This is a genomic window from Acidovorax soli, assembly GCF_900107605.1.
Lineage (GTDB): Bacteria > Pseudomonadota > Gammaproteobacteria > Burkholderiales > Burkholderiaceae_C > Acidovorax > Acidovorax soli.
Genome location: NZ_FNQJ01000011.1, coordinates 72,516 through 98,697 on the forward strand (window position 1 = coordinate 72,516; position 26,182 = coordinate 98,697).

The window sequence follows — 26,182 nt, forward strand, 5'->3', positions numbered from 1 at the left end:
TGTTGTGCGTCTTGTATCGTCGTTTCGGGGGCATCGGGCTCAGGCGGGCTGGGCCACGACGGTCTCGGCGCCACCGCCCAGGTACGCCTCGATGACCTTGGGATCGGCCTGAACTTCCGCGGGCATGCCTTCGGCAATCTTCTGGCCAAAATCCAGCACCGATACCGTGTCGCAGATGCTCATCACCACATCCATGTGGTGCTCGATCAGGATCACCGTCACTCCATGATCGCGAATCTTCTTGATGATGGAAATCAGTTCCACGATGTCAGGGGCCGTGAGTCCGGCGGCTGGCTCATCGAGCAGCAGCAACTGCGGATCGAGTGCCAGAGCGCGGGCAATCTCCAGCAAGCGCTGTTTGCCATAAGGCAGGTTGCGAGCCTGTTCCGCGGCCAGGTCTTGCAGGCCGACAAAACGCAGCAGACCCATGCCCCGGGTGACGGCGGCATCGTTCTCACGGCGGTAGCGCCCCGTGTGCACGGCCACGTCAAACAGGTTGCTTGCAAAGCTGTGGTGCAGACCCACCTGAACGTTTTGCAGCGCGGTCATTTCGCCAAACAGCTGTACGTTCTGGAAGGTTCGCGCAATACCCGACAGAGCAATGTCCGACGAGGTGCGACCCACCACAGAGCGGCCACTAAAGCTGATCGCGCCAGCCGTCGGAACGTAAATGCCAGTGAGCACGTTCATCATGGTGCTCTTGCCCGAACCGTTGGGACCGATGAGGCCGTGGATGGTGCCCCGTTTGATGCTCAGGTCCACATTGTTCAGGGCCTTGAGGCCGCCAAACTGCATGAGCACGCCGCTGGCTTGCAACAGCTCAGTGGATTCACCCGCCCTGGTGGCTGTGGACACCGCATCCGCCTGTGCTGCACCGATGGGCTGCAAGGGCAGATCGGGAGGTGCCGTGCGCAGGTTGAGCGCATTGCGGACAAAACCCACAATGCCGTCCTGCAGGTAGTACACAACAAACAGCATGATCACACCGAAGATCGACAAGCGCCAGTCGGTCATGGTCTGCAACCAGAACGACAGAGCGGCCAGCGCCATGCTGCCCACCACCGGGATCGCCATTTGCGCGATGGTCGAGCGCTCGCGCCGGACAGCCACCACGGCCGTGATGGCCACCAGAACTGCCAGGCCCACGGACACGTAGCGGAACAGCTCCACATCATCGAGCAGCTTGGGCAGCAGCACGATGATGGCAGCGCCCACCAGCGAGCCGATGCGGCTCTTGCGCCCCCCCATGATCACCGCCAGCAGGAACAGCACGGTGAGTTCGAAGTTGTACGAGTTGGGGGAAATGTACTGCTCCGAATACGCGTACAGGCACCCGGCCAATCCGGCAAAACCGGCGCTGATCACAAAAGCGTACACCTTGTAGCGATAGACCGATACGCCCATGCAATCGGACGCCACGGGGCTGCCGCGCAGCGCCTCGAAGGCCCGGCCCAGGTGGGAGCGCAAAATGCGGTGCGACACGATGAGCGACAGCACCATCATGGTAGCCACCAGCCAGAAGTACTCGCGCTTGGCCAGCTGGAACCCGCCAATCTCGGGCTTGTCCAGCTTGATGCCCAGGGGGCCTTCGGTCAGAAAACTCATCTCGTTGATGAGAATCTGGATGATGGTGCCGAACGCCAACGTCACCATGGCCAGATAAGGGCCAGAGACGCGCAGTGCGGGCAGCGCCAGCAGCGCACCGAAGCCCGCCGTCAGCACGATGGCGGCCGGAATCGTGACCCAGATGGGTGCGGCCAACTTGAACACCAGCACACCCGCCGTGTAGGAACCCAGGCCGAACAGACCGGCATGGCCCAGAGACACCTGCCCGGTGTAGCCCACCACAATGTCAAGACCAAAGAGCACGATCGCGTAGATCATGATGGTCTCGAGCAGATGGATGTAGTAAGGATTGCCGACCACCGTGGGGAAGGCCAGCAGGGCGGCAAAAGCCGCAATGGACAGGACCAGACGCATCACTTTGGTGGTGCTGGACGTGGGCGAGGCAGGGCCCTGCGGGCCGCCGGAACCTGCCAGGGAGGTAATAGAGGATGCAGCCACTTTGTCAGACCTTCTTGATCACGGATTTGCCGAAAATTCCCTGCGGACGCACGGCCAGCACGATCAGCAGCAGCACCAGGCCAGGAACATCCTTGTAGCCGGTGCTGAGATAAAAACCGGTGGTGGTCTCTGCCACACCCAGGATGATGCCGCCCACCACAATGCCCAGGCCGCTGGTCAGGCCACCGATGATGGCGACCGCAAAAGCCTTGAGCCCCAGCACGGCGCCCATCGTGGCCCCCGTCAACGTCAGCGGCGCAATCAGCACGCCCGCAAAACCGGCCGTCAGGGACGACAGCGCATACGAGAAGGTAATCACCAGCCCGGTATTGATGCCCATCAGCTTGGCGGCATCGCGGTCATTGAAGGTGGCCACCACGGCTTTGCCGAAGATGGAGCGGCGGTTGAACAACTCCACCGCCAGCATCATGGCCAGCGCACCGCAGACCACGAGCACTTCCATCGGCAAGATGTTGGCGCCCAGGAACTGGAACGGTGCCTCTGGCAGTGGCGAAGGGAATTTGAGGTCATCACGGCCCCACACGTTTTCTGCCACGTTCTTGAAGATGATGCCCAGCGCGATGGTGGACATGATCCAGCCGAACTCTGACTTGATCTTGATGGCGGGCCGCACGCCGATGCGCTCCACCACGGCGCCCTGAAGTGCACCAAACAGGCACACCAGCGGGATCATGAGCCAGTAGTTGACACCCAAGCCTACGAGTGTCAGACCGACCAGGGCGCCCAGCATGAGCGCGTCGCCCTGACCGAAGTTCAGGGTGTCCGAGGTGGCAAAGGTGAGTTGATAGCCGAAGGCGATAACGGCATAGATCATGCCCAGTGCAATGCCGCTAAAGACGAGTTGGGTAAAAATTTGCATGCGGGAAGCCCTCGCGTACGGATCGGTCGAATGGCGTGAAAAATGTCAGTGGACAAAAAAATACCGCTGCCGTTTCTGGCAGCGGCAGCGGTTTACGAACCGCTTACTTCTTCAGGCGAACTTCAGAAGCCTTTTTCTGGTCTTCGGGGTATGCGTAAACAACGCGTTGGCCCTTGACCTCACCAAACACCGGGATGTTGGCGGTGATGGCGTCGTGGTCGGTCTTGGAGAAAGGTTTCACATAGGTGGTGACAACACCTTCCACCGGTGCCTTCAGGTCTTCCAGTGCGGCCTTGATCTTGGGGCCCTCCGTGCTGCCGGCCTGCTTGATCGCAGCAGCCAGCAGGTAGATGGAGTCATAACCCTGGGCAGCCGAAACGGGTGAATCGATGCGGCTGTTCTTCGGGTTGAAGGTTTTCAGGTAGCTCACGATGAACGCCTGGCGCTTGGGCGTGGTGGGCTCCTGCACAAAGGTTTGCGGCATGCGTGCACCTTCACCGCCGGGGCCGGCGTTGTCGATGTAGTTGGCCATGGACAGGGTCCAGCTGCCAACCATCGGCACTTTCCAGCCCAGCTTGGTCATGCCGTTGGCGATCTGTGCCAGTTCAGGACCGATGCCGTAAGTCAGGATCACCTCGGCACCGGCCGCCTTGGCCTTGAGCAATTGGGCCGTCATGTCGACGTCCTTGATGTTGAACTTTTCAACGGCCACTGGCGTGACACCCTTGGCTTTCAGCGCTTTCTCCAGATCTTCACGACCGAGCTGGCCGTAGTTGGTGGAGTCCGCCAGGATCGCCACTTTCTTGAAGCCGCGGCGTGCCACGGCTTCTTCAACAATCATGGGTGCCTGGATGCTGTCGTGTGCGGCATTGCGAAACACGTAGTTCTCAGGCTCTTTCTCGAACTGCTTGGTGATGATGGAGCCGGTGGCCACGTTGTTCATGACCGGGATCTTGGCTTCCTGAAAGAAACGCTGCGAAGCCAGGGCCACACCGGTGTTGATGTAGCCCACCACGGCGACTACGCGCTCTTTGTTGACCAGCTCCTGGGCAATCTGGACGCCACGCTCGTTCTTGGCTTCGTCATCACGCTCGACCAGTTGCAGCGGACGGCCCAGCACGCCGCCGGCCTTGTTGATTTCCTCTGCGGCCAGACGCACGCCATCGCGCATGCTGACGCCCATGGAGGACGAACCGCCCGTGAAAGGGCCATCCACACCGATCTTGATAGGGTCTGCCGCAAAGGCAGCGGTGGACAGTGCAACAGCGCCGGCAAGGGCAGCAATTTTGAAGGCGAATTTCATGGTGTCTCCTGAATGTGTACGGTTCCAATCCGGCATAACCAAACCAGTTTGCGCGGCCACCATGGACGTTAATGAATGCCCCCCTGCTCTCTCGACAGTGAAAACCCTTGAACCCCCGGGCTTTTTCTGACAAATCACTGACCACCCGCATGGCAGACGCCTGCGCCCCCATCGTGCGATTTGCCCGCGCGCTGGCCGAGGGCATGGTCAGCGCAGACGGCCGTTGCCGTGCCGTTGGTGCGCAATGTGTTCCGGCGGGACGGCCGCCAGATTGGCTCATTGATGGTGCCGCGTGGCAACGTGGTGTGCGTGGATGTCGATGCATCGTTTGAAGACAACCTGAATGCATCGAAGCGTCTGACCACGCACGCTTCCCGGTGGTGCGGGGCGGCATGGACAACATGCCTGGGCGTGATCAACACGTGCCAGCGGCTATCGTGCACGCTGCGGGACAAGGCCCACGGCGGCCTGCCGGAGCAGCCGCAGCAAACAACCCCCTCATGCCAGAAACCATCACAGGCATGGAGCTGCTGGACAACCTCCACCTGTCGGATGTGCCCATGGTGTTTGCCATCGACGAATACAGCGAAGTGCAGGACATCGTCACGCTCCCGGTCACACGCCTGCCCCCCGAGGAAAAGGACAAGGCCGAGGACCGCCCGGCGGCCTGATCGCAACGGCCCTATTCGCTGCCCACAAACACCGTCAGCACACCGGTGTAGCCATACAGGTGGTGGTGCGCAATCTCGCCGCCGGCAAAAAAACCGGTCAACGGCACATCGCCCAGCGCATGCCGCACGATCTGCAATTCGGCGCTGGGCCCGCCAAAGTGCGGCCCACCCCGGCCCGAGCAGCTCACGTAGATGGCGCCCCGGATGGACCGGGCCGCAGGGCTGGCCGCCGCCGGTGCCGCGCTGCCAGGCGCCTGGCGCAAACCCTCCTGCGCTTCGCCGGCCAGCGGTGCCGGCTCCGTCTCTTCCGGCGACAGCTCCTCGCGGATTTCCGCGCAGATGCGCATCAGGTCGGCACGGGCCGCGGCCACGTTGCGCTGGCAAAACGCCAGGTGCATGCCGGGCTCCACCTGATCGGCCAGGGCCACGCCCCGGCGCGCACCATCGAGGCCCACGATGTGGCGCACCCGGGTGTCCGTGCCAAAGTGGCCGGTGTGCTGCGCCCCCTGCGGCTGTTCGCCGGCATCGACCAGCCCCGCCAGGGTTGCCCGCACCTTGCGCAGCGCCGCCTGCGGATCGCCGTCCAGCGACACATCGAGCGTGGACAGCAGCACATCCAGCGCGGGCTCCGCATCGAGCTGCAGCACCACGTTCTCGTGCGCAGCGGTGACGGTGTGCAAGCGCCCCACCGGCTGGCATCCCTGCGTGACCCGCGACAGCAGCGCCACGCCGGACCCGAAGGCCACGCCCGAGAGGCCGCCATCGAATACCCCGCCCGCCGCCCCGTGGCCGGCGATGTTGCCATTGCCGGCCACGGCGAACTGCACACTGGCGCCACGGCTGGCACTGAGCCCGCCAAACAGGTAGCCGGTGGTGGTGCGCGCGGCCATTTCGCCCAGCAGCTCCGCCAGTTCGGCCGTATGGCCATCGGCATGCACCAGCGCGGTATGGGCCTCGAAGCCGCTGGCTGGATTGCGCGGCAGCGGGGCCACGCCCGAGAACACGCGGTACTGGTCGGCCGGGATGTCGAGCAGCATCACCGACAGCGCAGGCTCGTCGAAATACTCGGCATTGTTGGCCGCGACCCCCACGCCCACGGTGCCGCTCCAGTCGGTCACTTCGGGCAGCTCCCCACTCAGGTAGTCAAACAGTGCCTGCGCCTCGCTGGCATAGTGGTCGGTGATGTAGAGCAGGCCCAGCGTGGGGGCGTGCGCGTAGTCGGGCAGGGCCATCTGGGCGCGCAACTGCGCCAGCACCAGGGCGGCGGCCATGCGCCACTGGGGATGGGTGGCATGGCCGGTGGGAAATAGTTTCATGGTGTGACCTCACGGGCGGCGGCGGGCGCTGCCTGCAGCACCGCCAGAGCAGCCTATCCGCCCGCCGGCTTGCGCGGTGCGCGGCGGGCCGTGGTTTTCTTGGTGGCGGACTTGGCCGCAGATGGGGCGGACGCCTTCTTGGCGGCTGGCTTCTTGGCAGCGGTCGGCCTGGCCGCACCGGCGGCAGTGCGCTGGCCGGCCCGCAGGGTCTGCAGCCCCTTGGCGGCAAACTGGCTGGCCATGTCGGTAGCGGTCTTGAGGGCTTCGGTGGCCATGCTGGTGGTGGGGTCCAGCGCCGCCGGCTTGCCGGCGTCTTTCAGGGCGCTGGCAGCGATCTGCTGGAACTGGCTGGTCAGCGCGCCCCACCATTGCATGGGGTCCACCAGGGCCGGCTCGGGCGCCTTGGTGGCCTGCGCATTTTCGGCCGCAGCAGGCTGGACGGGTTCAGCGGGCTGTGGCGCAGCCGCTGCGGGCGCGGGTGCCGGCGCGGGGGCGCTGGTCCGGCTGGCAACGGTATCGGCGGCCTTGGGCTTGAAGGCATTGGCCACCTCGGCCATGCTGACATTCATGCCCTGAAGCGTGGCCAGGGTCATCTTCTGCACTTCCAGCGCCTGGACGGTGGCCGTCAGGGCACGCGAGTTCTGCTCCAGCCAGAACTGCACGGCCTTGAGTTCGGCGATGCGCTTTTCCAGCTCTTCGACACTGAGCGTGGGCGCCACCCAGTTCGACAGGTTGGGCAGTTGGGGAATGCCGCTGGAGGCGCCTTTGGCCAGGCTTTGCAGAAAGTCAAAGCCGGGGACGAATTTGCCGAAACCAAAGTGGGATGTGTCGCTCATGGCCGCTCCGCAAGAGATGGGTCTGTGGCACGGCCCGGGGCGCCGTGGTGGCACAGCTTACTCCAATGCCTTGGGCAGCGGGAAGCCCCCGGTGCTCAGTGTTTTTGCCCGTGCGCCGTGCCGTGGCCCATTGCGGCAGCCGTTGCACCAGGCGCCTGCGTGGCCACCGGCAACTGCAGCGGCAGCTGGGTTTCAACGCCCTTGGCATCCTGGAACACCAGCGTCACGGGCACGGTGGAACCCTTGGCCAAGGGTGCCTTCAGGTCCAGCAGCATGACGTGGTAGCCACCAGGCTGGAGTTCCACGGTCTTGCCCGCGGGCAGGTCGAGCGCGGGCACGGCGCGCATCTTCATGATGTCGCCTTCCATCTTCATCTCGTGCACCTCGGCCACGCCGGCGACCGGCGTTTCGATGCGCACCAGGCGAGCGCCGTCCTTTGCGGTCAGGCGCATGAAAGCGCCCGTGGCCTTCTGGCCTTGCACGCTGGCGCGTGCCCAGGCGCCGTCCACCACCACGGGCGCGGTGGCCTGGGCATGGACCTGCCCGGCAAGCAGGGCCAGGACGATGAAAGCGGAGCGGGTGATGTGTTGCAGTGTCATGGAGCTCTCCTGGGGTTGAAAAAGAAAAGGGAAAGGGAAAACGGTCAATGCGCGTGACCGCCTGCAGCCGGCATCAGCTCCAGCGCGGGGGCGGGAAATTTCAGATCGCCAGGCTTGTGGCCTGCGGCAGGCACCTCGGCCCAGTCGGTGCGGCCCTGTTCGCAGACCTGTGCCACGGGCCAGTAAAGGGTGCCCGCCTGCGCGGGCATGCGCGCCTGCAGCACGAACTCGTCGTAGTAGGCGTTGGGCAGCGCATCGGCCGGGGTGTTCGCCGTCCAGCGGATGCGGCGCACTTCCTCCGCAATGGCCTTGCCGTGGTCGGTGCGCGGCGGGGTGAGCTTTTCGCGCTCGATGGCGATGGTCCAGCCGGCCTTGGGCATGGGCTTGGTGCCTTCCACGCCGGGCGGCAGGGTCACGACGATCTCGCGCGTGGGCGACTCACCGCAGCCGTGGCCCACGCGGAACGTGGCCTTGTAGCCGCTGCCGGCGTTGGCCACCTGGTATTCCAGCGTGATATGGGCATTTGCAACATTAAAAAGACCTGTGGCGCTTACCAATAAAGCGCAAGTAGCTATTCTTTTGAGAGTTCTCATGGTAATGATGGCGTATGCAGAGGTCAGAGGGCCCACTTCAGCTCGGCCATGTAGCTGCGCTGCGGGTAGGGATGGAAATTCCAGAACTGGTAGTTGTTGAGGTTGTCGATACCCACGGCGGCGCTCACCTGCTTGGTGATCTGGTAGCGCACGCGCAAGTCGGTGGTGAAGTAGCGGCTGGCGCCCTGGTAGGCAAAGCCGTTGGGGTCGCTGTTGTCGAGCGTGCTGTACTGCTTGCCGCTGTAGCGCGCGCCCAGGGTGTAGGACCACTTGTCGTCCGGCCGGTAGGTCGCCACGGCGCTGGCGCGCCACTCGGGGATGCGCGGCTGCCATTGGCCCACGCTGGCGGGGAACTTGTCGTTGCGTGTGATCCTGGAATGGGTCCAGGTCAGGCTGCTGCCCAGCTCCAGCCCGCGCACCAGCACGTTGGCCGCCTGGTACGAGAGTTCCAGCCCCTGGGTACGGATGGCGTCCACGTTCTGGATGTTGGTGAGGTTGGGCGTGACCAGCACATTGGTCTGCGAATACAGCGCGTCCCTGGTGCGCTCGAAGAAGGTCGTGAGGCGCAGCAGCCCATTGCCCATGTCGCGCTCGGCCGTCAGCTCGGTGGTCCAGCTCTTTTCGGGTTTCAGGTGGGGGTCATTGTTGATCAACGCGCCGCTGCCGCTGATGCCGCCCTGGTATAGCTCGGCCACGGTGGGCATGCGCACGGCGCGGCCTGTGGACGCCTTGAGCACCCACAGATCATTGGCCTGGTAGGCCACGGCCGCCTTGGGCGAGAGGTAGGTTTCGTTGCGCTCGGGGTGGCCCACGGTGGTGGTGGCGTTGCCCGTCTGGCCGTTGCGGGCGCTCCAGCGCTCGGCGCGGGCGCCGAGCACGGCCTTCCACTGGGGCGCGATCTTCCAGGCGTCTTGCGCCCACAGGCCGATGAGCTGCGTATCGCCATTGAAGGCCTGGTTGCGGGCGCCTGCTGCGCCGTTGATCCAGTTCGCCGTGGCGTTCTCGATGGTGCGCAGCTGGTAGCTGTCGCGCTGCAGGCCAAAGTCCACGATGTGCGCGCCCTGCACGCCATCGGGCCGCCACGTGCCCTTGGCGGCCAGCGTGTTCCAGCCCGTGCCTTGGCTGTTGACGATGCGGCCCGCGCCGCCGTTCAGTGCGGCAGGCAGCGCGACGGTGGCGGCGCGCAGGGTGTCGGTCTGGTAGTCGTAGAGGCTGGCGGCCACCTCCCAGTCGAACACGCCCTGGGTGTGGCTCTTGACGACAAGCCCGTGCATGAAATGCGTGAGGTCTTCGTTGGAGACGTTGAAGTCGGTGGGCGCAAGCGTGTACGAGCGGCCGTTGATGTTGACCGTGCCGCTGTAGACCGCATTGCCATTGGCTTCGCGCAGGTAGCTGCTGGGCCGCCCTTCGGATGCGTTGTGCCACCAGCCGAAGGTGTAAGCGGCCCGCACGGTGGGCGAGACGTCGTAGGCGATCTTGGCCTTGATATGGTCTTGCTGCGTGTGGTACTGCGTGGCCGTGCCCAGCAGGTACCAGGGCTGGTTGCTGCGGTTGTTGCCCAGCACCGCGCCAGTGACAGGCGTGCCCGCGCTGCCCACGGTGCCTGCGGACACGAGCCGCGTGGGGAAGGTGAGCGGCTGGCCTTCGCTGTCGGTCTTATTGAAGTTGAGGAACCAGGACCAGTCGCCATTCTTGTTGCCGACGGATGCGCTCACCTGCTTGCCCCCGTAGGTGCCGCTGGTGTTGTAGAGGTCAAACGGCTGGTGCTGGGTGCTGACCTGCCCGTGCGCCTCGAACTGTGTCGGCATGCGCGTGACGTAGTCCACCACCGCGCCCACCGAGTTGCCCGCATAGGCGGCGGAGAAGGGACCGTAGAGCACGTCCACGCGCTCGATCTCCTCGGGCGTGACCAGCATCCAGCGTGGCGCGTTGGTGGGGCCGTTGCCCAGGTAGTTGCTCAGCAAGATGCCGTCGGCAAACACCATGGACCGCGCCGGATTGCCCGTGCCCGAGGCGCGGGTCGACAGCACGGCGTGGTTGTAGTCGCCGATGTAGCGCTTGCGCACCAGCAGGCTGGGCAGGTACTTGAGGGCGTCCTCACTGTCGGTGGCGTTGATCGAATGCTCGATCTGCTCGCGCGTCACGCCCTCGATGGTGGTGGGGATCTGCGTGGGCAGCGAGGTGGGCTGGCCACCGCTGATGGTGACTACGCCCAGTTCCTTGACCGGCCCATTGGCATGATCGGCAGTCTGGGCGAATGCGGGCACGGCCCCGGTGAACGAGAAGGTGAGGACGAGGGGAAAGGCACTGGACACGGCCAGTGCCATGCGGCTCTTGCGCATGGAAACTCCTGAAAATCAAGCCAAATAGGCTGCGAGCGCATGTTTTCATGCGCAATCAGCTATCACATCAAGGCAATCTCAGGAGAACGATGGAGGCCCGCGCGGCGGCAGCGGCGCGGCAGTGCGCGCAGCGATGTGCGCGGCAGGAATGGGGCGCAGGGCATGCGCCAGGGGGTGCATCACCGGCAGCGGGGCCTGCGACGCGGGAGGTGGAGCGCCCACATGCGCGCACAGCGGGCAGTCCAGCGTGTGGCTGGAAAGCTCCTTGGCGCCGTCGTCGGTCTTGACCAGCACCTTGATCGCGCCCGAGCCCGAGCAGATCAGCTCCATGGCCTGCGGGTTGACCAGGGGCGACGCCACCGCCACGCCGATGGACATGACAAACCACGCCAGCACCATGCGGGCGAACCAGCGAGCGCGGCGAAGGGTTTGCAGGGGGGCTGTCATGAAGGCGCTGATTGTAGGTGGGCAAGCCGCCAAGTCCTTGACCGGGGTCATCTGGGCGACGGGCTTTGCCCTGCCCGCCTTCTACGATGTGTTTTTTTACCCATCCCCAAGGAGACATCCCCATGCTGACACTCTGCGGCTTTTCAGCCAGCAACTACTACAACAAGGTCAAGCTCGCCCTGCTGGAAAAAGGCCTGCCCTTTACCGAAGAACAGGCCTGGGTGGGCGAGACCGACCGCAGCGCCACGCCCCTGGGCAAGGTGCCTTACCTGCGCACACCCCAGGGAACCCTGTGCGAATCTGCAGTGATGGCCGATTACATCGAGGCCGCCCATCCCCAACCGGCCTTGCTGCCCGCCGACCCGTTTGCCGCCGCCAAGGTGCGCGAGCTGATCACCTTTCTGGAACTGCACCTGGAGCTGGTGGCGCGCAACCTGTATCCCCAGGCCTTCTTTGGTGGCACGGTGAGTGAATCGACCCGCGAGAAGGTGGGCGCCCAGCTGGAAAAGAACATTGCCGCCTTCGGCCGGCTGGCGCAGTTCAGCCCCTGCATGGCGGGCGACAGCTTCACCCTGGCCGACTGCGCCGCCATCGTGCACCTGCCGCTCATCAGCTCGGCCACCAAGATCATCTACGGCCGCGACTACCTGGCCGACCTGCCCGTGCGCGAATACCTGGCCCGCATGGCCGAGCGCCCGCATGTGCAGCGCGTGAACGCCGACCGCAAGGCCAGCACCGCAGAGATGCTTGCGCGCCCGCCCAAGCGCTGAGCCGGCCGGCTGCCGAGACGCCATTGGCAGTGCGGCGTGAAGGGAGTCCACGCTGCTATCCTTTATGGGATGCGCAGCCTCTTTCACCTCGCCTTTCACGTCACCGACCTTGATGCAGCCCGCCGTTTCTATGGCGGTGTGCTGGGTTGCCAGGAAGGCCGAAGCACCGATACCTGGGTGGACTTCGACTTCTTTGGCCACCAGATCTCGCTGCACCTGGGCCCCCCCTTTGCCAGCGCCCGCACCGGCCATGTGGGTGACCATCTGGTGCCCATGCCGCACTTCGGCGCCATTCTGGAATTGCCCGACTGGCATGCGCTGGCCGCACGCCTAAAGGCCGCGCAAACGGACTTTGTGCTCGCGCCGCAGGTGCGCTTTGCCGGCCAGCCCGGCGAGCAGTGGACGATGTTCTTTCATGATCCCAGCGGCAACCCGATAGAGATCAAGGGCTTTCGCTCGCTGGACTCGGTGTACGCATCGTGAGCTACACCTTTGCTTCGGCCACCATCTTGCTGCTGCTGATCACCGATCCGCTGGGCAACATCCCCATCTTTGCCAACGCCCTGCGCGGCGTGGCGCCCGAGCGCCGGGCCCGGGTGATCCTGCGCGAGGTGCTGATCGCCTTCGCACTGCTGCTGGTGTTTTTGTTCTTTGGCGCGCAGTTTCTGCGGGTGATGAACCTGAGCGACCTGTCGCTGCAGATCGCCGGTGCGGTCGTGTTGTTTCTGATCGCACTGCGCATGATCTTTCCGCCAGATTCCGGGCCTCAGACAGAACTGCCCGGCGAGCCGCTGATCGTGCCGCTGGCTATTCCCGCACTTGCGGGCCCCTCGGCCATGGCCACCGTCATGCTGCTGGTGGCCCAGGCGCCCGAACGGCGGATGGAGTGGGTGGCCGCCCTGTGCGTGACCATGGCCGTGTGCGCCGTTGTGCTGCTGATGGCCGAACGCATCCAGCGCCTGGTGGGCGAGCGCGTGGTGATGGCTTTTGAGCGCCTGATGGGGTTGATCCTGGTGGCCATCTCGGTGGAGATGCTGATCCGCGGCATCAAGCAGCTGGCGCAGCAGTTGTAGGCAGCACTACCCAGCGGGGGCGGCAGGACACCGGCACGCCCCGAGTCAGCGGCATGAACATGGCGACCGGGTCGCCGCACCCACCTACTTGCCTGCCAGCGCAGTGGCAGCGCCCAGGGCAAAGACCGAATTGGGCACTCCGGCACGGGCCATCAGCGGCGCCGGACGGCGGGCAAGTTTGGCGCGCGCCACCACGGGCGATTCGACCTGCACGCCACGCGCCTGCTGCTCGGCCACCAAATCACGCAACGTGACGGACTGAAGGTATTCCAGCACCCGTGCGTTGAAGGCCGTCCAGAGCGTCCCGGTCATGGTCACCATCTGGGACGACGCCTGCGTCGCCGCCGCCTCCCCCCCTGGCTGGTGGTTCTCCACCGCCACCACGATGTCGGCCACCGACACCTGATCGGGCTTGCGGGCCAGGGCATAGCCGCCTCCGGGCCCACGCGTGCTGTCAACCAGGCCAGCCCGCTTGAGGGCGCTGAAAAGCTGTTCGAGATACGACAACGAGATGCCCTGGCGCGCGCTGATCGTGGACAGCGCCACCGGGCCCGTGTTCTGGCGCATGGCCAGGTCGGTCATCGCTGACACGGCAAGCTGTCCTCTGGTGGTAATTCGCATCGTCACTCCTTGTGAACATTGATACCTCCGAGCCCCGGAAAACCCTTTTCCAGCTCGGCCCATCGGACCAATGTAGTGAATTCAACACTTCGTGTATATTCGTTTTATTGATAAAAACATTGCGTTTTTATCGAACCATTGCACATCCCGATGAACTTCAAGCATCTCAAGTATTTCTGGACGGTGGCCAAGGCCGGCGGCGTGGTGCGCGCCGGTGAGCAGTTGCACACCACGCCCCAGACGCTGTCAGGCCAGATCAAGCAACTGGAGCAATGGCTGGGCCATGACCTCTTTCGCAAGCGCGGCAGGGGGCTGGAGCTGACCAGCGAGGGGCGCATTGCGCTGGGGTACGCCGAACAGATCTTTGCCCTAGGGGACGCACTCGAAAAATCCGTGCGTCTCTCGCGCGGCCAGGCAAGACCGCTGGAATTTCGCGTGGGCATCGCCGATTCGGTCGCCAAGCCGGTGGCCTACCATCTGCTGGAACCGGCACTGGGCCTGGCGGATCGCGTGCACATGATCTGCCACGAGGGCAAGTTCCCGGAGCTGCTGGCGCAACTCACGCTGCACCGCCTGGATCTGGTGATTGCCGACGAACCGGTGTCCAGAAAAGTGGGGGTGAAGGCCTTCAACCATGCGCTCGGGACCAGCGCCATGAGTTTCTTCTGCGCCCCTTCGCTCGCCCAGCAGCTCCAGGGCCCCTTTCCCCAATGCCTTCACGGCGCGCCCATGCTGATTCAGGGCCCCATGTCCTCCGTGCGCCAGCAACTCGATCACTGGTTCAACAAATACCAGCTGCAACCGCACATCGTGGGAGAGTTCGATGACAGCGCGCTCATGAATGCTTTTGGCCGGGAAGGTCGCGGCGTTTTCACCTCGCCCAGCGTACTGGAGGACGAAACCGTGGCGCAGTTTGGCGTGCAGGTGGTGGGCAAGACCTCCGAGCTGGTGGAGGAATTCTTCGCCATCTCCGTAGAACGCCGCATCACCCACCCCTGCGTTTCCGCCATCACACGGGCCGCCAGGGCAGAGCTCTTTGCCCAGTGAGGCGCTGCCCGGGTTGGCGCTATTGCACGGATCGGCTGCGCAGGCGATGCGTTGCCCAGAACGATGGGCATCGCAACACGTGAACCCCGTCCACCGGAAAGCTCATTGCCTGGGCTGGCTCTTGCGCCCCGGTTTGGCTGCCAAGCGTGAGGGTTTCGCACTTGCCTGCTCCAGCCACAACAGGGAATCAACGTGCGACAGAAAGCGCCGCAGGTAGTCCGGCGACAAGGATTGCATCAAGCAAAGTGCGCGCAGCATGAGCTTGTGCGAGTTGAGCGGACCGGCGTTGTCGGGTCCGTGCTCCAGCGCCTGCGCTACCCGTCGTTCCGCAGAAATCTTGGACCATACTTCGCTGAACTGGCGCACGCTCTGCATGTCCGAAACCCCTGCGCCGACACCCGTGCGCGCGATGCCGCCATCGTTCCGGACGCGGGCGTTCAGGTCGCGGTTCAGTTGCACCAGGCCAGAGCCCTCTGCGGGCATGGCGGGCTGCTCCATGCGCTGCCGCGCTCCTGGCGCCGAACGGACGCACGCGGCATAGTCGATCACCGCCGCACGCAGGCGGCCTTGCAGTACTTGCTGCACGGCTGCAGGCTGGTCTGGAATGCGTCGGGCCATCACCTCCAGGAAGTGAAAGCGTGCCGGGTCATGGCGATCGGCGCCGTGGGCCCGCAGGGACTGCAGCGTGGGCTCGCCCGGCTCACTCATCGGACAGGCTTTGCATTCGAGGCCTTGGGCACCGGCGCCATTTCCACGCGGCGATTTTGCGCGCGCCCCTTTTCGTCGGTGTTGTCCGCCACCGGCTGCTCGGCGCCAAAGGCCGCTGCAAATACCTGGGAGGAGGGCATGCCTTCGTCGATGAGTGCCCGCGCCACCGTCAGGGCGCGCTGGGCCGACAGCTCCAGGTTGTCGGCAAAGCGCTGGTGGGCACCTCGCAGCAGCGTGGTGTTGTCGGTGAAGCCACTCACCATGAGCATTTCGTCGCGTTCGCGCAGGTACACCTGCAGGGGCGGCACCAGGCTGGTGAGGAGCTGGCGGCCTTCTGGGCGCAGCTCGTCAGAGCCTGTGGCAAACAGCACGCTGCCGCTGATGCCGATGCGGCCGTTGTTCACGGTCACCCGGCCGCTGGCCAGGGGAATGGCGAGCGCCTTCTCCAGTGCCATGCGGCGCTGCTCCTCCATCTGGCGCTTCGCCACCTCCTGCTGGAGGCTGGCCACCAGATCGATCTGCACCACGAGCACGCCCACCAGGATCAGCACAAAAGCGCCCAGCAATCCCGCCATGAGATCGCCAAACACGGCCCACGCCGGGGCCGTCTGTTCGGCGGCATCGTCCAGGCTGTCGTCCAGGTCCGTCACGCGGCCACCCCTTGCGACGGGACCCTGCCGGCATTGCCATGCAGCCGGCGCAGGTCTTCCACGATGCCCTGCTGCGCGCTGATGCTCAGGTCGATCACCTCGCGGGCCTGGGCGACGTAATAGGCCAGCTGTTCATCACTGCGGCTCATCGACTGGCCGATCGCGCCTTCGATGCCCTGCAGGCTTGCCATGAGTTTCTCGTTGCTGGCGCTGAACAGGCCCACACCGTGGCTGAAGGACTCACCCAGGCTGGCCAGCTCCACGGCGCTGGCGGCCACATGCGCTGCCACTTCGTCCACCTTGCCGGCCTGCGCGCCGAGCGACTGGGCGAACTGCTGGCCCGCCTGCTCCAGCACCCGGGCGGCCGAGCCCACCAGCGCATCAATGGCGGCGCGCTGCTGCACGGCCGCTTCGTTCACCGACTGCAAAAGTGTGCCCACCTGCTCCATCATGGCAGCGCGTTCTTCCAGAGCGAGGTTGTCGCGCTCGCTCAGGCGCGTCATTTCCTGGCGCAGCTGGGTGATGACCTCGGCCGCAGCCTGCGGCACGTCCGAAGCGGTCTGCAGCAGGCGCGTGAGCGGGGCCTCCAGGGCCGACCCGAGTGTGGCCAGGTGCTGTGCCACGGCAGCCTGCAGGGTGTCGAGCCGCTCCACGGCCGCCTGGCCGCGCTGGGCCTCGGCATCGCGCAGGGCCACCAGCTCGGTGCGCCACACGCCGGTCAGTTCGTCCATGCGCTGGCCCTGGGCCTGCACCCACTGGGCCTCGGCCTCCATGCGGGTGCGCAGCAACACGTCCGACTGGTCCAACAACGTGGCCGCGCCACCCAGTGTGCGTGCCACCTGCTCGGCCATGCGTTCGGTGATCTGCGTGGCGGTTGTCTCCAGGGCCTGGCACACCCCCAGCTGCTGCGCCACCGTCTGTGCGCCCGCACGCTGCCATTCGGCGCTGAGCGTGCTGGCCATGGCTTGCATGGAACGGCTCCAGTTTTCCTGGCGCAGTTGGTCGGCCGTCACCTGGGCGGCGTGCGATTGCGCGACCGTGTCCTGCAGCGTTGTCAGCAAGCTGTCGGAACGCTGGTCAAACGCCTGGGCGGCCGTCTGCAGGCTGTGGTCGATCTGCTGGACCGCCCCTTCCAGGGCCTCGCCGACGCGCTGCTGCTGCTCCAGCATCTGCGTGCCTGTGCGTTGCCACTCGGCGCCGAGCCTGCTGGCCATGCCTTCCATGGAGCGATTCCAACTTTCCAGACGCTGCTGATCGGCCACGGCCTGGGCTGCGTGCGCTTGCGCGGTTGACGCCTGCAGAGAGTCCACCAGTGCGCTGGACCGCTGGTCAAACGCCTGCGTGACCGACTGCAGGGCACCGTCGAGCTGCGCCACCAGGGTGCCCTGGGTCTGTGTGTGGCTGTGCAGTGCCGAAGTCCATGTGTCGGCCACCTGGCGGGCCGTACCCTCCCATTGGGCCGAGAGCGCCTGCAGCTGTGCATCGGTGGTTGCGCGCAACCGTTCGTGCGAACGCTGGGCCTCCTGGGCCAGCGTGGCCATTGCCTGCTCGACCACGGGACGAATCGTCTCTCCCGCCTGACGGGCGCTGGCGCCCAGGCTCTCCTGCAAGGATGTCCCGACGGTGCTGGCCAGCTGGGTGTAGGCCGAGGCCGCTTCGCGGTGAAACCCCTGCTGCTGTGCCAGCAGCTGCTCGCCCAATTGGCCGTGACGGCGCTCCATGCCTTCCATGAGGCCCTGCAGGTGTTCGGCGATCAGCGGCAGTGCCTGGGCCTGCGCCTGCAGGGCCAGGAGCATTTCTTCACGCCGGTGGGCGGACGAGAAGGGCCTGAACAGGGTGGGGACATGGGCATCCAGCAGGCGCACCGCTTCCAGCCGCTCGCGGCGGCTCATGGCCGACAACAGGCCCAGCATGGCTGAAGCGGCCACACCGGCGACCGAGGTGCCGAACGACAGACCGAGGCCCTTGATGGGTGCCGCCAGCGCGGCGCGAATGGACTCCAGGTTGGACGAGGTTTCCAACGCTGCCACGGCGCCATTGAAGGTGACCACCATGCCCAGAAAAGTGCCGAGCATGCCCAGCATGACCAGCAGACCGACCAGGTAGGGCGTGAGGGCCGGTCCGGGCAGCGCCACCCGCTCGCCCTCGATGCGCTGGCGCACGGGGTTGCGCAGTGAGGGGGCGAGGCGACCCAGCCACCCGCTCAGGTCGGACAGCGGCTCTGCGGGGCTGCCTGCCAGCGCCATCCGCAGAGACGCTGTCGCGGCGCGGAACTGCATCAGCTCATAGGCGCCCAGCACGTAAACCCCGCCAATCACGACCGTCATGGCCAATGCCAGCGGGCTGTAGCCCACAAAACCCCAGCCCACCCAACCCACGACCGCAAGGCCCACTGCGAAGATGGCTGCCATCACACTCTTGTTCATTCCTGTTGTCCTGTTACCTCGTTGCAGGCTGCCTCCAGCAGCCCCGTGATAGGCTGAAGGCGTACCTGCATCTCTGCGAGCAGCAAGTCCTGCAAGTCCTGCTCAAAAGCCCGCAGCCAACCATCCTCCGGGTGGCTGTCCACGGGCTCACCTGCCTGTCCGCTGCTTTGCAACCCCTGCTGGTGCCTGTGCCGTAGATTTGCCAGGCGCCGCTCCAGATGGCCTGGCAGCGATGCCCATAGCCGCTGCTCGCGGGCATCCAGCATCTGCTCCATCACGGCATCCAGCGCTGCCAGTTGCTGCAGCGCGAGCGAGCCCTCGCGCAAACACTCTCGCATCTGCCCACGCAGGATCGCGAATTTTGTTCCCATCTGTTTTTGCAGGCCGACATACCGCTGGATCTGCGCTGCGGGCTCTGTCAAGGGCTGCGCTTCGGCATGGCCGACAGGCACTTGGTCCACCCGGCCGCGAAGGGGCCTCACAGGAGAATGCGGCTTGGTGATGAGCCCAAAGACTTCAGCTTTCACAGCTTGAATTACGGCGTCCATTGCTGGCGCATCCACCGACCGTCTCCGCTGCACCATCCCTGGCGAAACAACCTCCATGGCATTCAGCGCCCTGCTGACCTTGATGGCATCCACGGCACTCAGCCAGCTGCTCAGCTGCTCCGCCAGATCCCGCGGTTGCTGCACCCGCACGAAGTCTTCCTGCGCCCATTCCTCCAGGAGTGCAATCAACCCTGAACGGCTGAGGCGGTCACGCAGATACATCCGCATGGAAACGATTCACTGTGTCAACTCCTGCTCGGAAAGCTCTTGGAAACCAGGGAGCCGCGCCCCAACCGCGGAAGCCCGTGTTTGCGCAAGATACCCTGCTCCAAACAGCGCCCAATCGGTGCGGCGACGCGCCGGCCCAGCGTTTTCCGCAGTGCACATCACCAAGCGCTGATACCAGCCATGCGATCCATGTACGCATGCGTTCAATGCACGCGCCTTCCGATTGAATATTTCGTCATGAGACAACGTAAGCACAAACAAAAACGCCCACTGGTTAGTGGGCGTTTACTGTCAGCGGAAACCGCTTGCTTATTGGTTGCGCGAGAACTTTGGGTTATGAGGCGAAAAACCAGACATGGTTTCAATCGACTCCAACCACCCAAACCAGACTTTATTCTGTCACTTCCACTCTTAAATGGTGCTTTTTGTCGCATGACATCCAATGCCTGCACACCAAATAAACCCGACCCAAAGGTCATTATACGCACGGCCGCCGTAAGCCAGCACACTGAGCATGCGACCATTGGGTAACATCACTGGCCTGCAACGAACCACGGCTTGCGACTCCTTCAAGGTGGATGCCTTGGCCTCGTGGACGAGGTAGCGCGCGGCAAGAACCGCAGCAAGTCCAAGATTCGAGCCCGTGTCGAGCATGTCTTTGGCGTGGTCAAGCGGCCGTGGGGCTTTGGCAAGGTGCGCTATGTGGGGCTGCAAAAGAACGCGACGCGAGCGTTTACTGCCCTGGCACTGGCCAACGTCTTCCTGGGCCGGCAAAGGCTGCTGGTACCCGCCTTGGAGGAATTTGATAAGGCAAAAATTGCACGCATGAAATCGAAGCGTTCTAGGAGGTATGCAAGCCGCTGTTCGTCGGATGTCTGGTCATGGCCAGAGCGGCCGCTGGGGCCGCTACCTGCAAATGACGCAGTTCAGCCTGAAGCGGCCCAAACCACCACCCCTCTGGTGGCAGTCGGGCCGAAGGCACAACTCCTTCGCCACCCACCGACCTGTGGCGTCCACCACATGCGAAAGCCAGGTTTGCATGGTGTTCTCACCGCAGGCGCCGTAGCGGCGGAAGATACCTTTAACGCCCACAAGCCGACTGATCATGGCGCCAGCCATGCAGCGGCAGCAACAAAGCCAGCACGAGGCCTAGCACCGCATGGGCCCAGCCCATCAATTCATGCAAGTTCTCAGGCACAAAGTAGTACAGCAGGTAGCCACTGAGCACGGCGGCTGTGCCCAGGGCGCAGAGCACGATGCCGGTGCGGCGCTGGCCCGCCCTGTGCTGGCGCAATCGCGGGCTGCGCGTTGTCATGCGCCAGCCCTGCGGCACATGGGCGGCGGCCAGCACGCCGGCCATGAACAGGCCAGCAAACGCGGCCGCGCCATGCAGGCGCATCCACCACGGCTCCAGCGGATGCGGCAGGTTGCCGGCCCCCGCGCCCCAGAGGTAGTGCCAGGCCAGCCAGAGCAAGCCACTGAGCGTCAGCGCGGCCACGGTGACGTACAGGGCGCGGTACTGCCAGCTTTTGAGGTGATTCATAGGGGTACCGGTCTTTCACTTTCAGCGTGAGGCCAGGTCAATGCAGCCATGCACGGGCACGATGCTCCTGTAGCAGCGGGTGCTGTGCATCGCCGCTGGCCGCTACGACCTTGGTCAATGCGTCGGCCCACAGACAGCTCGGCGCGGCCACGCTCACATGGGCATCCACCCCGCGACCGCCTGCGGCCCAAACCTGGCTGCGACAGTGGACGCCGAAGCGGCTCGTCGAGAATGCCGCATCGCCCAGTTGCATGAACGGGTGCACGCCACCGCTGTCTTCGTCACGCAACAGAACCGGGAGCAGCACGGCTCCGAAGGCCCGCAGGTCGCCCCCGGCATTGACCCAGCCCGCCGTGCAACCCAGGCGCTGCAGCGTCTGCACGGCACTGTCCACGGCGTAGCCTTTGGCGATGCCCCCCAGGTCGAATGCCGCTGCGGCAGCCTGCTTATGCAGGCTGCGCCCTTCGCAGCGCCAGCCGTCAGGCGCGCGACCCAGAGTGATGTCGAACAGGCCGCCGCTGGCCTGCTGCAGTGCCCAGGCGGACTGCAGCACCACTGCAGTCTCGGATTCAACCTCCATGCTTGCCCCCGAAGGCAGCGCCGCGAAGCGCGCGACGTCGCTATCCAGCTCGAAGCGCGACATGCAGGCCTGCACGCGCCGCACGGCTGCAAAAGCTGCCTGCAACGCATCCTCGGCGGCGGCTTCCTGCGGCACGCCGATCTCCACCAGCGTACCCAGCAAGGGCCGGGCGCGGCGCAACCAGACGCTCATGACAGCCTGCCGCTGCGGCGCAGCAGATCGAGCCAGACCACATTGCGCCGCACGCCCTCGGTCACATGGGTGCAGCTCAGCGTGGCGCCGCTGATGTTGGCAATGTCCTCGCCCACTTGCAGCGGCGACGCGGCCGTCTTGCCGACAAACTGCCTGCGCCAAGCCGGTAGCCGGATCTCGTGCCCATGGCTTTCGCGGTACGACAGCACCTCGACCTGGCGCACGCGCCCATCGGCCTCCACGCCCACGGCGTAGGTGATGCGCTCGAACTTGCCGATTACCTCGTCCACCACCACGAAGCCCAGCACGGCGCCGCCCTGGCGCGCCAGGCGCACCTGCAGCCGCGGCGCAGCAGGCTTGACGCCGGCTGCCGCAAGCTGCTGCGCCAGCGCCGCATCGACCGGCAGATCGCGCGGCTCGAAGGCGTCGGCTTGCGGGAACATGAGCTTTTGCGCCTGCTCGGCGGTCATGTAGTCCACGGCCAACGCGCCCGCGGGTGCGAGCGCGATCAGCGCGGCCGAGGGGTACAGGGCCATGCGCATTGCGGGCATCAGAAGCTCCAGCCCAGACCCAGGTTCACGCGGTTGGCCTGGGTGTTAACGCGAAAGCGCTGGTAGTCCGCCTTGAGCACGACCGAGCGCGTGACCCAGAAGTTGGCACCCACGGTGGCAACCTGCTCGGTCCGTGCCACGTCGGGCGTCAGGCCCGGCCCGAGATCGGCAAAGGCACGCGCGGTGTTGAAGCGCTCCAGGCGCGCGAAGGGGCTGAACGTGTAGTCACCCTGCTGCCAGAGTTTGTAGGCGCCTTGCACATACCAGCCGTCGAAGGACTTGGGAATCAGCGTCGGGTTGCCGACCAGCGCCAGGTTCAGGCTGTCGGTGTTGGAAATGCTGCCGCGCGCATAGAGTGCCGACAGGTCCCAGCGCCCGGGTGTCCAGCGCGCGTGCACATCGGCCAACGTGACGCGCGCATTGGCGAAGCCCGCCTGGCCATGGGTGGCATTGCCGCTGAACAGCGATGCGCCCACGAGCAGGCCCGGCACGCCGCGCCAGTTGGCCGCGCCGAACCACGCAAGGTTGCGGGCCTTGGCCTTGGCGGCTTCCTGATGGGTGGAGCCCAGGGGCGACTCGGCGCCTTCGCCCGAGGCGGCATCCCACTTGGTCAGGTCGAAGCTGGTGCTGATGCCGCCTTGCAGCGTCAGGCCATTGTCGAAATTGGCGATGACCTGCGCACCCGCTTCACGCCAGGTGGTGGGAATGATGGCCGTCTCGACGAAATTGCGCTCCACGCCGTAGAAGGCCGTGGGTTCGTGTGTCTCGTTCAGCAACCCCACCGGCATGAGGAACAGGCCGCCGCGCGCGGCCAGCGTGGGTGTGAGCTGGTGCTCGATGTAGGCCTGCTCCATCGCCACCTCGCCCGGGTCGCTGGCTGACGTGACGGCATGCTCCACCTCGAGCTCGCCCACGATCTTGGTGCGGTCATTGATGCGGTGCTGCAGCCCGAGCACGAAGCGGCGCAGGTCGAGCTGCGTCTTGTCGGTGGACTTCGTGGGCCGGTTGTAATTGATCTCGCCATAGCCCGTGAGCACGGTGGCCGGCCCCTGGGGCGCCAGCGCCGCCACGGGAGTGGCGCCAGCCGCTGCCGCAGCGGCCGGTGCGCTGCCGGCAGGCCCATTCCAGCCCCCCGGCGCCACGGCGGTGGCTTGCGGCGGCTGCGCCTTCAGCTGCGCGAGCTGCGCCTTGACCTCGGCCAGCTCGGCCGCGAGCTGTTCGAGTTTTTGCGCCAGTTCTGCCTGCGAAGCAGCCTGGGAGGGTGTCTGTGATTGCTGCGCGAGGACCGGTGTGGCTGCCAGGGCCAGTGTCAGGCCCAGTGCGTGGACGGCGAGCGCGCTGCCGCTGCGTTTGAAAGTCGGTTTCATGGGAAGTCGGGTGAAGTGAGAGAAAGAAGGAAAAGGCCCACCGTCAGGGCTGGTAGCCATCGGAGAGCGTCTTGAGGAAGGCGATGACATCGTCGATCTCGTCATCGCTCAGCGCGGGCGCGGCGCCGGGTTTGCGGTTGTAGGGCACCTCGGTCACGTTCACGTTGCCGCGATAGCGCTCCGGCAGATCGTTGAATTTCTGCACGCTGCCGTCCGCGTTGAGCGGGTACCACTTTTCAGGATGCGTATCGCGCTGCACATAGAAGGCCAGCACTTCCTTGAGCGTTTTGAAGCGGCCGTTGTGGAAATACGCGTGGCGCAGCGCCACATTGCGCAGCGTCGGCACCTTGAACAGGCCGCACAGGTCGGCGCGCGCGGCCAGGTCGCCGCCCTCGCGCGCACACAAACCCAGATCGTAGAAACCAGCGTCGTTGTTCTGCGCGAGTTCCGGGTTGCGCGGCACACCCAGGCTGTCGTAGGTGAAATCGGTGAACAGCGGCAGGCTGCCGTCCGCGCCACGCCCCGAGGGGTGGCAGGCAATGCAGTTGCCCTTGGCGGGGTTATTGAAGAGAGCCAGCCCGCGCAGCTCCTGTGTGCCGAGGGCGGTCTTGCCCAGAAGGAACGCGTCGTACTTGCTTGAATAGGGGTGGAAGTCCGGGTCCTCGAGCTGGTACTGCTGCAGCGCCAGGGTCATGCGCTGGAAAGCGCCATCCACGTCACCCAGGATGGCATCGCCAAACACCTGCCGGAACTCGCCCGCGTACGAAGCCGCCGCCAGCCGCCCCACCACTTCGGCCTTGCTGGCGTTGGCCATCTCGACTGGGTTCAGAAAGGGCTTGCCCGCCTGATCCTGCAACGAACTCGCCCGGCCGTCCCAGAAAAAGCCACCCGTGGGCGTGCCATCGGCGGCGAAGAACAACGCCTTGTTGGAAGCCAGGTAGCGGATCGTCGGGGATTGTCGGCCGCCCTGCTTGTCCAACCCTGGACCGCCAAACTGGGCGGCCAGGCCGTTGGGCTGGGCATGGCCGGAGGCTGTGTCGTGGCAACTGGCGCACGACTGTCGGCCCGAGGCGGACAGCGAAGAGTCCTGGAAAATCTTCTGCCCGACCGTAGCCACCGCCGACAGCGAGCCGCTTGCCGTGTTGCCCCCGCCCTGCGAGGAAGACGCCCCGCCGCCGCATGCCGTCAATGCAGCCGCAAGAGGCAGCGCCCACAGCACCGCCGAGCACGTACGCCGGTGCCCACCTCCCAATGGGATTGCAAACATATAAAAATACGAGTTGTAATGATATTGATTCTTGATTGTATTAAATTCTCAGTCTCATTGACAGGCCGAGATCATGTGGTTGGGGTCGGCGACAACACCCATGCCCAAACGCGAGCATTGAAGGCCCTGCACGAAGTGCCGGCGACATGACCGATCCAGACACTTCGAGGCGCCATAGCAGCCTCATGCCAGTGGTGTGCACCAAGCTCGGAACGGCCCAATGGGTACACAGCGCACCGGCTAATTTGCGACGAATTGCATCCGGTGTCAGCACGCCACGAGAGGTGGCCGTTGAGTTCGTACCCGCCCGCTTGGGCGTTTTTGGAAAGCACGATGCCTCTTCATTCTTGCCCTCCACAGCGCCCAGTGCGCCGCTCTCCGTTGGCAGCTGTGCTCTCGCCTGCGGCGCTGGCCCTGGCATCCCTGCTGTCCCTGCCCCTGATCTGCAACGCCGCGCCGTTCGCCCTGTCTGGCAACGGCCGCTTCAAGCCACCGACGGCGGAGCAGCTGGCCGCCTTGCCAGCCAACCTGCCATTCACCCGCGCCGACCTCGCCTCGGGCACTTGGTCGTTCCAGGCACGCTACGATGACAGCGTGCCCGACACCGATCCAGATGCCTACAGAGGCCGCTATGCGGGCTCGGTGCAGGCGTTTCGCCTGGTGGTCGGCAGCACAGCCATCGATCTGCCGGTGAGCCAGAGCGAGATCGTCGTCAGCGATGGCGGCCAGGGCTTCACCCAGCGTGAATCCATCCGCCTGGAGGTCAAGGCCCCGGTCGCCGCCGGGCTGCTGCGCATGGCCTGGGTGCAACTCAACCAGCAGCCAGCCGGGACCGACCTGCGGGGCAGCGCCGGCGTCCTGCGTAGTGATGCGATGCCGGCAGCCACCGCCATGGCCCAATTGGCTGTTGCCAACCCGGCTGACCGCTTCCTGGAACTGCGCATCGATCAGCCCGGCGCCACCAACGCAGCGCCGCTGCTCTATCTGAGCACCTCGCAGCCCACCGTCACCGCCAACCCGATCACCGCGCCCTGAGGAGCACCAGATGCAGCACTCCTACACTCCCTTGACCCGCCGTTGGCTGGCACGCGGCGCGGTAGCCCTGTTGATCGCAGCCGGACTGGCCGGCTGCGGCGGCGGTGGCGAAGTCTATGTTTCGGGCGGACCGCCTCCGGTGGACCCGCTGAATCTGGCCCTGACCCGAGTGGGTCCGCAATCGATCCAGGTGGACTGGAGCGACCACCCCGGGGTAGCCAGCTTCGATGTGCTCCGCGACGGCTACGCGCTGGCCACCGTGAATACCACCACCCTGATCGACAGCTCGGTCTATGTCAACCAGACCTACTGCTACCAGGTGAAGGGCTACGATCCACGGGGCTACCTGATCGCTGCCACAGATACCGGATGCGTCACGGTGGTGCAGTGAACATGTTCTGAGCCACCACAGGGTGTGTCCGAATTTTTGGGCGGATTCAAAAGTGAAGTGCAACACCCTGGGTTTCAATGAACGAGGGTGGAGTGCTGCGGGCTGTTGATCAGCAACTCGCGGTATACGGCCAG

At 65.0% G+C, this 26,182-nt stretch carries 25 protein-coding genes and 2 pseudogenes; 8 read left to right on the top strand and 19 right to left on the bottom strand.

Annotation, left to right across the window (positions count from 1 at the left end; all coding sequences use genetic code 11):
• Positions 1-39: 39 nt before the first annotated feature.
• From BLW02_RS09770 to BLW02_RS09780, 3 genes are all read right to left on the bottom strand, one after another.
• The gene (locus BLW02_RS09770; protein WP_092698103.1) at positions 40-1,980 is read right to left on the bottom strand and encodes a branched-chain amino acid ABC transporter ATP-binding protein/permease; all 1,941 of its coding nucleotides are present in this window, start codon (positions 1,978-1,980) and stop codon (positions 40-42) included.
• A gap of 88 nt (positions 1,981-2,068) precedes the next feature.
• A complete protein-coding gene (locus BLW02_RS09775) occupies positions 2,069-2,944 on the bottom strand; it encodes a branched-chain amino acid ABC transporter permease (RefSeq protein ID WP_026435300.1) in 876 nt (291 codons plus the stop codon).
• A gap of 103 nt (positions 2,945-3,047) precedes the next feature.
• The gene (locus BLW02_RS09780) at positions 3,048-4,247 is read right to left on the bottom strand and encodes an ABC transporter substrate-binding protein (RefSeq protein WP_092698104.1); all 1,200 of its coding nucleotides are present in this window, start codon (positions 4,245-4,247) and stop codon (positions 3,048-3,050) included.
• 234 nt (positions 4,248-4,481) lie between these two features.
• Between BLW02_RS09780 and BLW02_RS09785 the strand changes: the two are divergent.
• Positions 4,482-4,858: pseudogene (locus tag BLW02_RS09785) on the top strand (hypothetical protein); the annotation flags it as partial.
• Between the two features lie 71 nt (positions 4,859-4,929).
• Here BLW02_RS09785 and BLW02_RS09790 read toward each other — a convergent pair.
• The 6 genes from BLW02_RS09790 to BLW02_RS09815 form a co-directional block, all read right to left on the bottom strand.
• Entirely contained in the window at positions 4,930-6,234 is a 1,305-nt protein-coding gene (locus BLW02_RS09790) for an FIST signal transduction protein (protein ID WP_092698105.1), read from the bottom strand.
• A gap of 53 nt (positions 6,235-6,287) precedes the next feature.
• A complete protein-coding gene (locus BLW02_RS09795) occupies positions 6,288-7,070 on the bottom strand; it encodes a PhaM family polyhydroxyalkanoate granule multifunctional regulatory protein (protein WP_092698106.1) in 783 nt (260 codons plus the stop codon).
• Between the two features lie 95 nt (positions 7,071-7,165).
• The gene (locus tag BLW02_RS09800) at positions 7,166-7,669 is read right to left on the bottom strand and encodes a copper chaperone PCu(A)C (RefSeq protein WP_092698107.1); all 504 of its coding nucleotides are present in this window, start codon (positions 7,667-7,669) and stop codon (positions 7,166-7,168) included.
• Positions 7,670-7,713: 44 nt separating this feature from the next.
• Positions 7,714-8,166 carry a YcnI family copper-binding membrane protein gene (locus BLW02_RS09805; protein WP_425285658.1) on the bottom strand — a complete coding sequence of 151 codons (453 nt, stop codon included), beginning with the start codon at positions 8,164-8,166 and terminating at the stop codon, positions 7,714-7,716.
• 119 nt (positions 8,167-8,285) lie between these two features.
• Positions 8,286-10,604 (bottom strand): TonB-dependent receptor, encoded by a 2,319-nt coding sequence (locus tag BLW02_RS09810; RefSeq protein WP_092698108.1) that lies wholly within the window; start codon positions 10,602-10,604, stop codon positions 8,286-8,288.
• 78 nt (positions 10,605-10,682) lie between these two features.
• The gene (locus BLW02_RS09815) at positions 10,683-11,051 is read right to left on the bottom strand and encodes a DUF2946 family protein (protein ID WP_092698109.1); all 369 of its coding nucleotides are present in this window, start codon (positions 11,049-11,051) and stop codon (positions 10,683-10,685) included.
• Positions 11,052-11,173: 122 nt separating this feature from the next.
• Between BLW02_RS09815 and BLW02_RS09820 the strand changes: the two genes are divergently transcribed.
• The 3 genes from BLW02_RS09820 to BLW02_RS09830 all read left to right on the top strand — a co-directional run bounded on the left by BLW02_RS09820 (position 11,174) and on the right by BLW02_RS09830 (position 12,894).
• Positions 11,174-11,821, top strand: a complete 648-nt coding sequence (locus tag BLW02_RS09820; RefSeq protein WP_092698110.1) for a glutathione S-transferase — start codon at positions 11,174-11,176, stop codon at positions 11,819-11,821.
• A 69-nt stretch (positions 11,822-11,890) separates the two neighbouring features.
• On the top strand, positions 11,891-12,304 hold the full coding sequence (locus BLW02_RS09825) for a VOC family protein (protein ID WP_026435308.1): 414 nt from the start codon (positions 11,891-11,893) through the stop codon (positions 12,302-12,304).
• Positions 12,301-12,894, top strand: coding sequence for a MarC family protein (locus BLW02_RS09830; RefSeq protein ID WP_092698111.1), 594 nt, complete (start codon positions 12,301-12,303; stop codon positions 12,892-12,894). Before BLW02_RS09825 ends, BLW02_RS09830 begins: the two co-directional genes overlap by 4 nt.
• A gap of 84 nt (positions 12,895-12,978) precedes the next feature.
• Here BLW02_RS09830 and BLW02_RS09835 read toward each other — a convergent pair whose 3' ends face one another.
• Positions 12,979-13,515, bottom strand: coding sequence for an Rrf2 family transcriptional regulator (locus tag BLW02_RS09835; RefSeq protein WP_026435310.1), 537 nt, complete (start codon positions 13,513-13,515; stop codon positions 12,979-12,981).
• A 150-nt stretch (positions 13,516-13,665) separates the two neighbouring features.
• Here BLW02_RS09835 and nhaR point away from each other — a divergent pair, with 150 nt between their 5' ends.
• A complete protein-coding gene (nhaR, locus tag BLW02_RS09840; RefSeq protein ID WP_026435311.1) occupies positions 13,666-14,562 on the top strand; it encodes a transcriptional activator NhaR in 897 nt (298 codons plus the stop codon).
• Positions 14,563-14,664: 102 nt separating this feature from the next.
• Here the strand turns inward: nhaR and BLW02_RS09845 are convergent, their stop codons facing one another.
• The 4 genes from BLW02_RS09845 to BLW02_RS09860 are packed head-to-tail and all read right to left on the bottom strand — an operon-like array spanning position 14,665 to position 19,122.
• Complete coding sequence (locus tag BLW02_RS09845) at positions 14,665-15,270, bottom strand: DUF2894 domain-containing protein (protein ID WP_092698112.1); 606 nt, start codon at positions 15,268-15,270, stop codon at positions 14,665-14,667.
• Entirely contained in the window at positions 15,267-15,920 is a 654-nt protein-coding gene (locus tag BLW02_RS09850; RefSeq protein WP_092698113.1) for an OmpA family protein, read from the bottom strand. The genes BLW02_RS09845 and BLW02_RS09850 overlap by 4 nt, the downstream gene beginning before the upstream one ends.
• The gene (locus BLW02_RS09855) at positions 15,917-18,346 is read right to left on the bottom strand and encodes a DUF802 domain-containing protein (RefSeq protein ID WP_092698114.1); all 2,430 of its coding nucleotides are present in this window, start codon (positions 18,344-18,346) and stop codon (positions 15,917-15,919) included. The genes BLW02_RS09850 and BLW02_RS09855 overlap by 4 nt, the downstream gene beginning before the upstream one ends.
• Positions 18,343-19,122 carry a DUF3348 family protein gene (locus BLW02_RS09860; protein WP_244273664.1) on the bottom strand — a complete coding sequence of 260 codons (780 nt, stop codon included), beginning with the start codon at positions 19,120-19,122 and terminating at the stop codon, positions 18,343-18,345. The genes BLW02_RS09855 and BLW02_RS09860 overlap by 4 nt, the downstream gene beginning before the upstream one ends.
• A 585-nt stretch (positions 19,123-19,707) precedes the next feature.
• Between BLW02_RS09860 and BLW02_RS09865 the strand changes: the two are divergent.
• Positions 19,708-19,905 (top strand): annotated as a pseudogene (locus tag BLW02_RS09865) (transposase); the annotation flags it as partial.
• A gap of 298 nt (positions 19,906-20,203) precedes the next feature.
• On the opposite strand, the gene BLW02_RS19615 reads toward BLW02_RS09865, so the two are convergent.
• The 5 genes from BLW02_RS19615 to BLW02_RS09885 are packed head-to-tail and all read right to left on the bottom strand — an operon-like array spanning position 20,204 to position 24,622.
• Positions 20,204-20,665 carry a cytochrome b/b6 domain-containing protein gene (locus BLW02_RS19615; protein ID WP_139285346.1) on the bottom strand — a complete coding sequence of 154 codons (462 nt, stop codon included), beginning with the start codon at positions 20,663-20,665 and terminating at the stop codon, positions 20,204-20,206.
• Between the two features lie 37 nt (positions 20,666-20,702).
• Positions 20,703-21,437, bottom strand: a complete 735-nt coding sequence (locus BLW02_RS09870) for an FAD:protein FMN transferase (RefSeq protein WP_092698115.1) — start codon at positions 21,435-21,437, stop codon at positions 20,703-20,705.
• Positions 21,434-21,988: an FMN-binding protein gene (locus BLW02_RS09875; protein ID WP_244273665.1), complete on the bottom strand. Its 555-nt coding sequence runs from the start codon at positions 21,986-21,988 to the stop codon at positions 21,434-21,436. Before BLW02_RS09875 ends, BLW02_RS09870 begins: the two co-directional genes overlap by 4 nt.
• Positions 21,988-23,355, bottom strand: coding sequence for a porin (locus BLW02_RS09880; RefSeq protein ID WP_139285347.1), 1,368 nt, complete (start codon positions 23,353-23,355; stop codon positions 21,988-21,990). The genes BLW02_RS09875 and BLW02_RS09880 overlap by 1 nt, the downstream gene beginning before the upstream one ends.
• A gap of 43 nt (positions 23,356-23,398) precedes the next feature.
• Positions 23,399-24,622 carry a cytochrome-c peroxidase gene (locus BLW02_RS09885; protein ID WP_092698116.1) on the bottom strand — a complete coding sequence of 408 codons (1,224 nt, stop codon included), beginning with the start codon at positions 24,620-24,622 and terminating at the stop codon, positions 23,399-23,401.
• Positions 24,623-25,003: 381 nt separating this feature from the next.
• Between BLW02_RS09885 and BLW02_RS09890 the strand changes: the two genes are divergently transcribed.
• Entirely contained in the window at positions 25,004-25,657 is a 654-nt protein-coding gene (locus BLW02_RS09890) for a hypothetical protein (protein ID WP_092698117.1), read from the top strand.
• Between the two features lie 10 nt (positions 25,658-25,667).
• Positions 25,668-26,048: a hypothetical protein gene (locus tag BLW02_RS09895; protein WP_139285348.1), complete on the top strand. Its 381-nt coding sequence runs from the start codon at positions 25,668-25,670 to the stop codon at positions 26,046-26,048.
• Positions 26,049-26,182 lie beyond the last annotated feature (134 nt).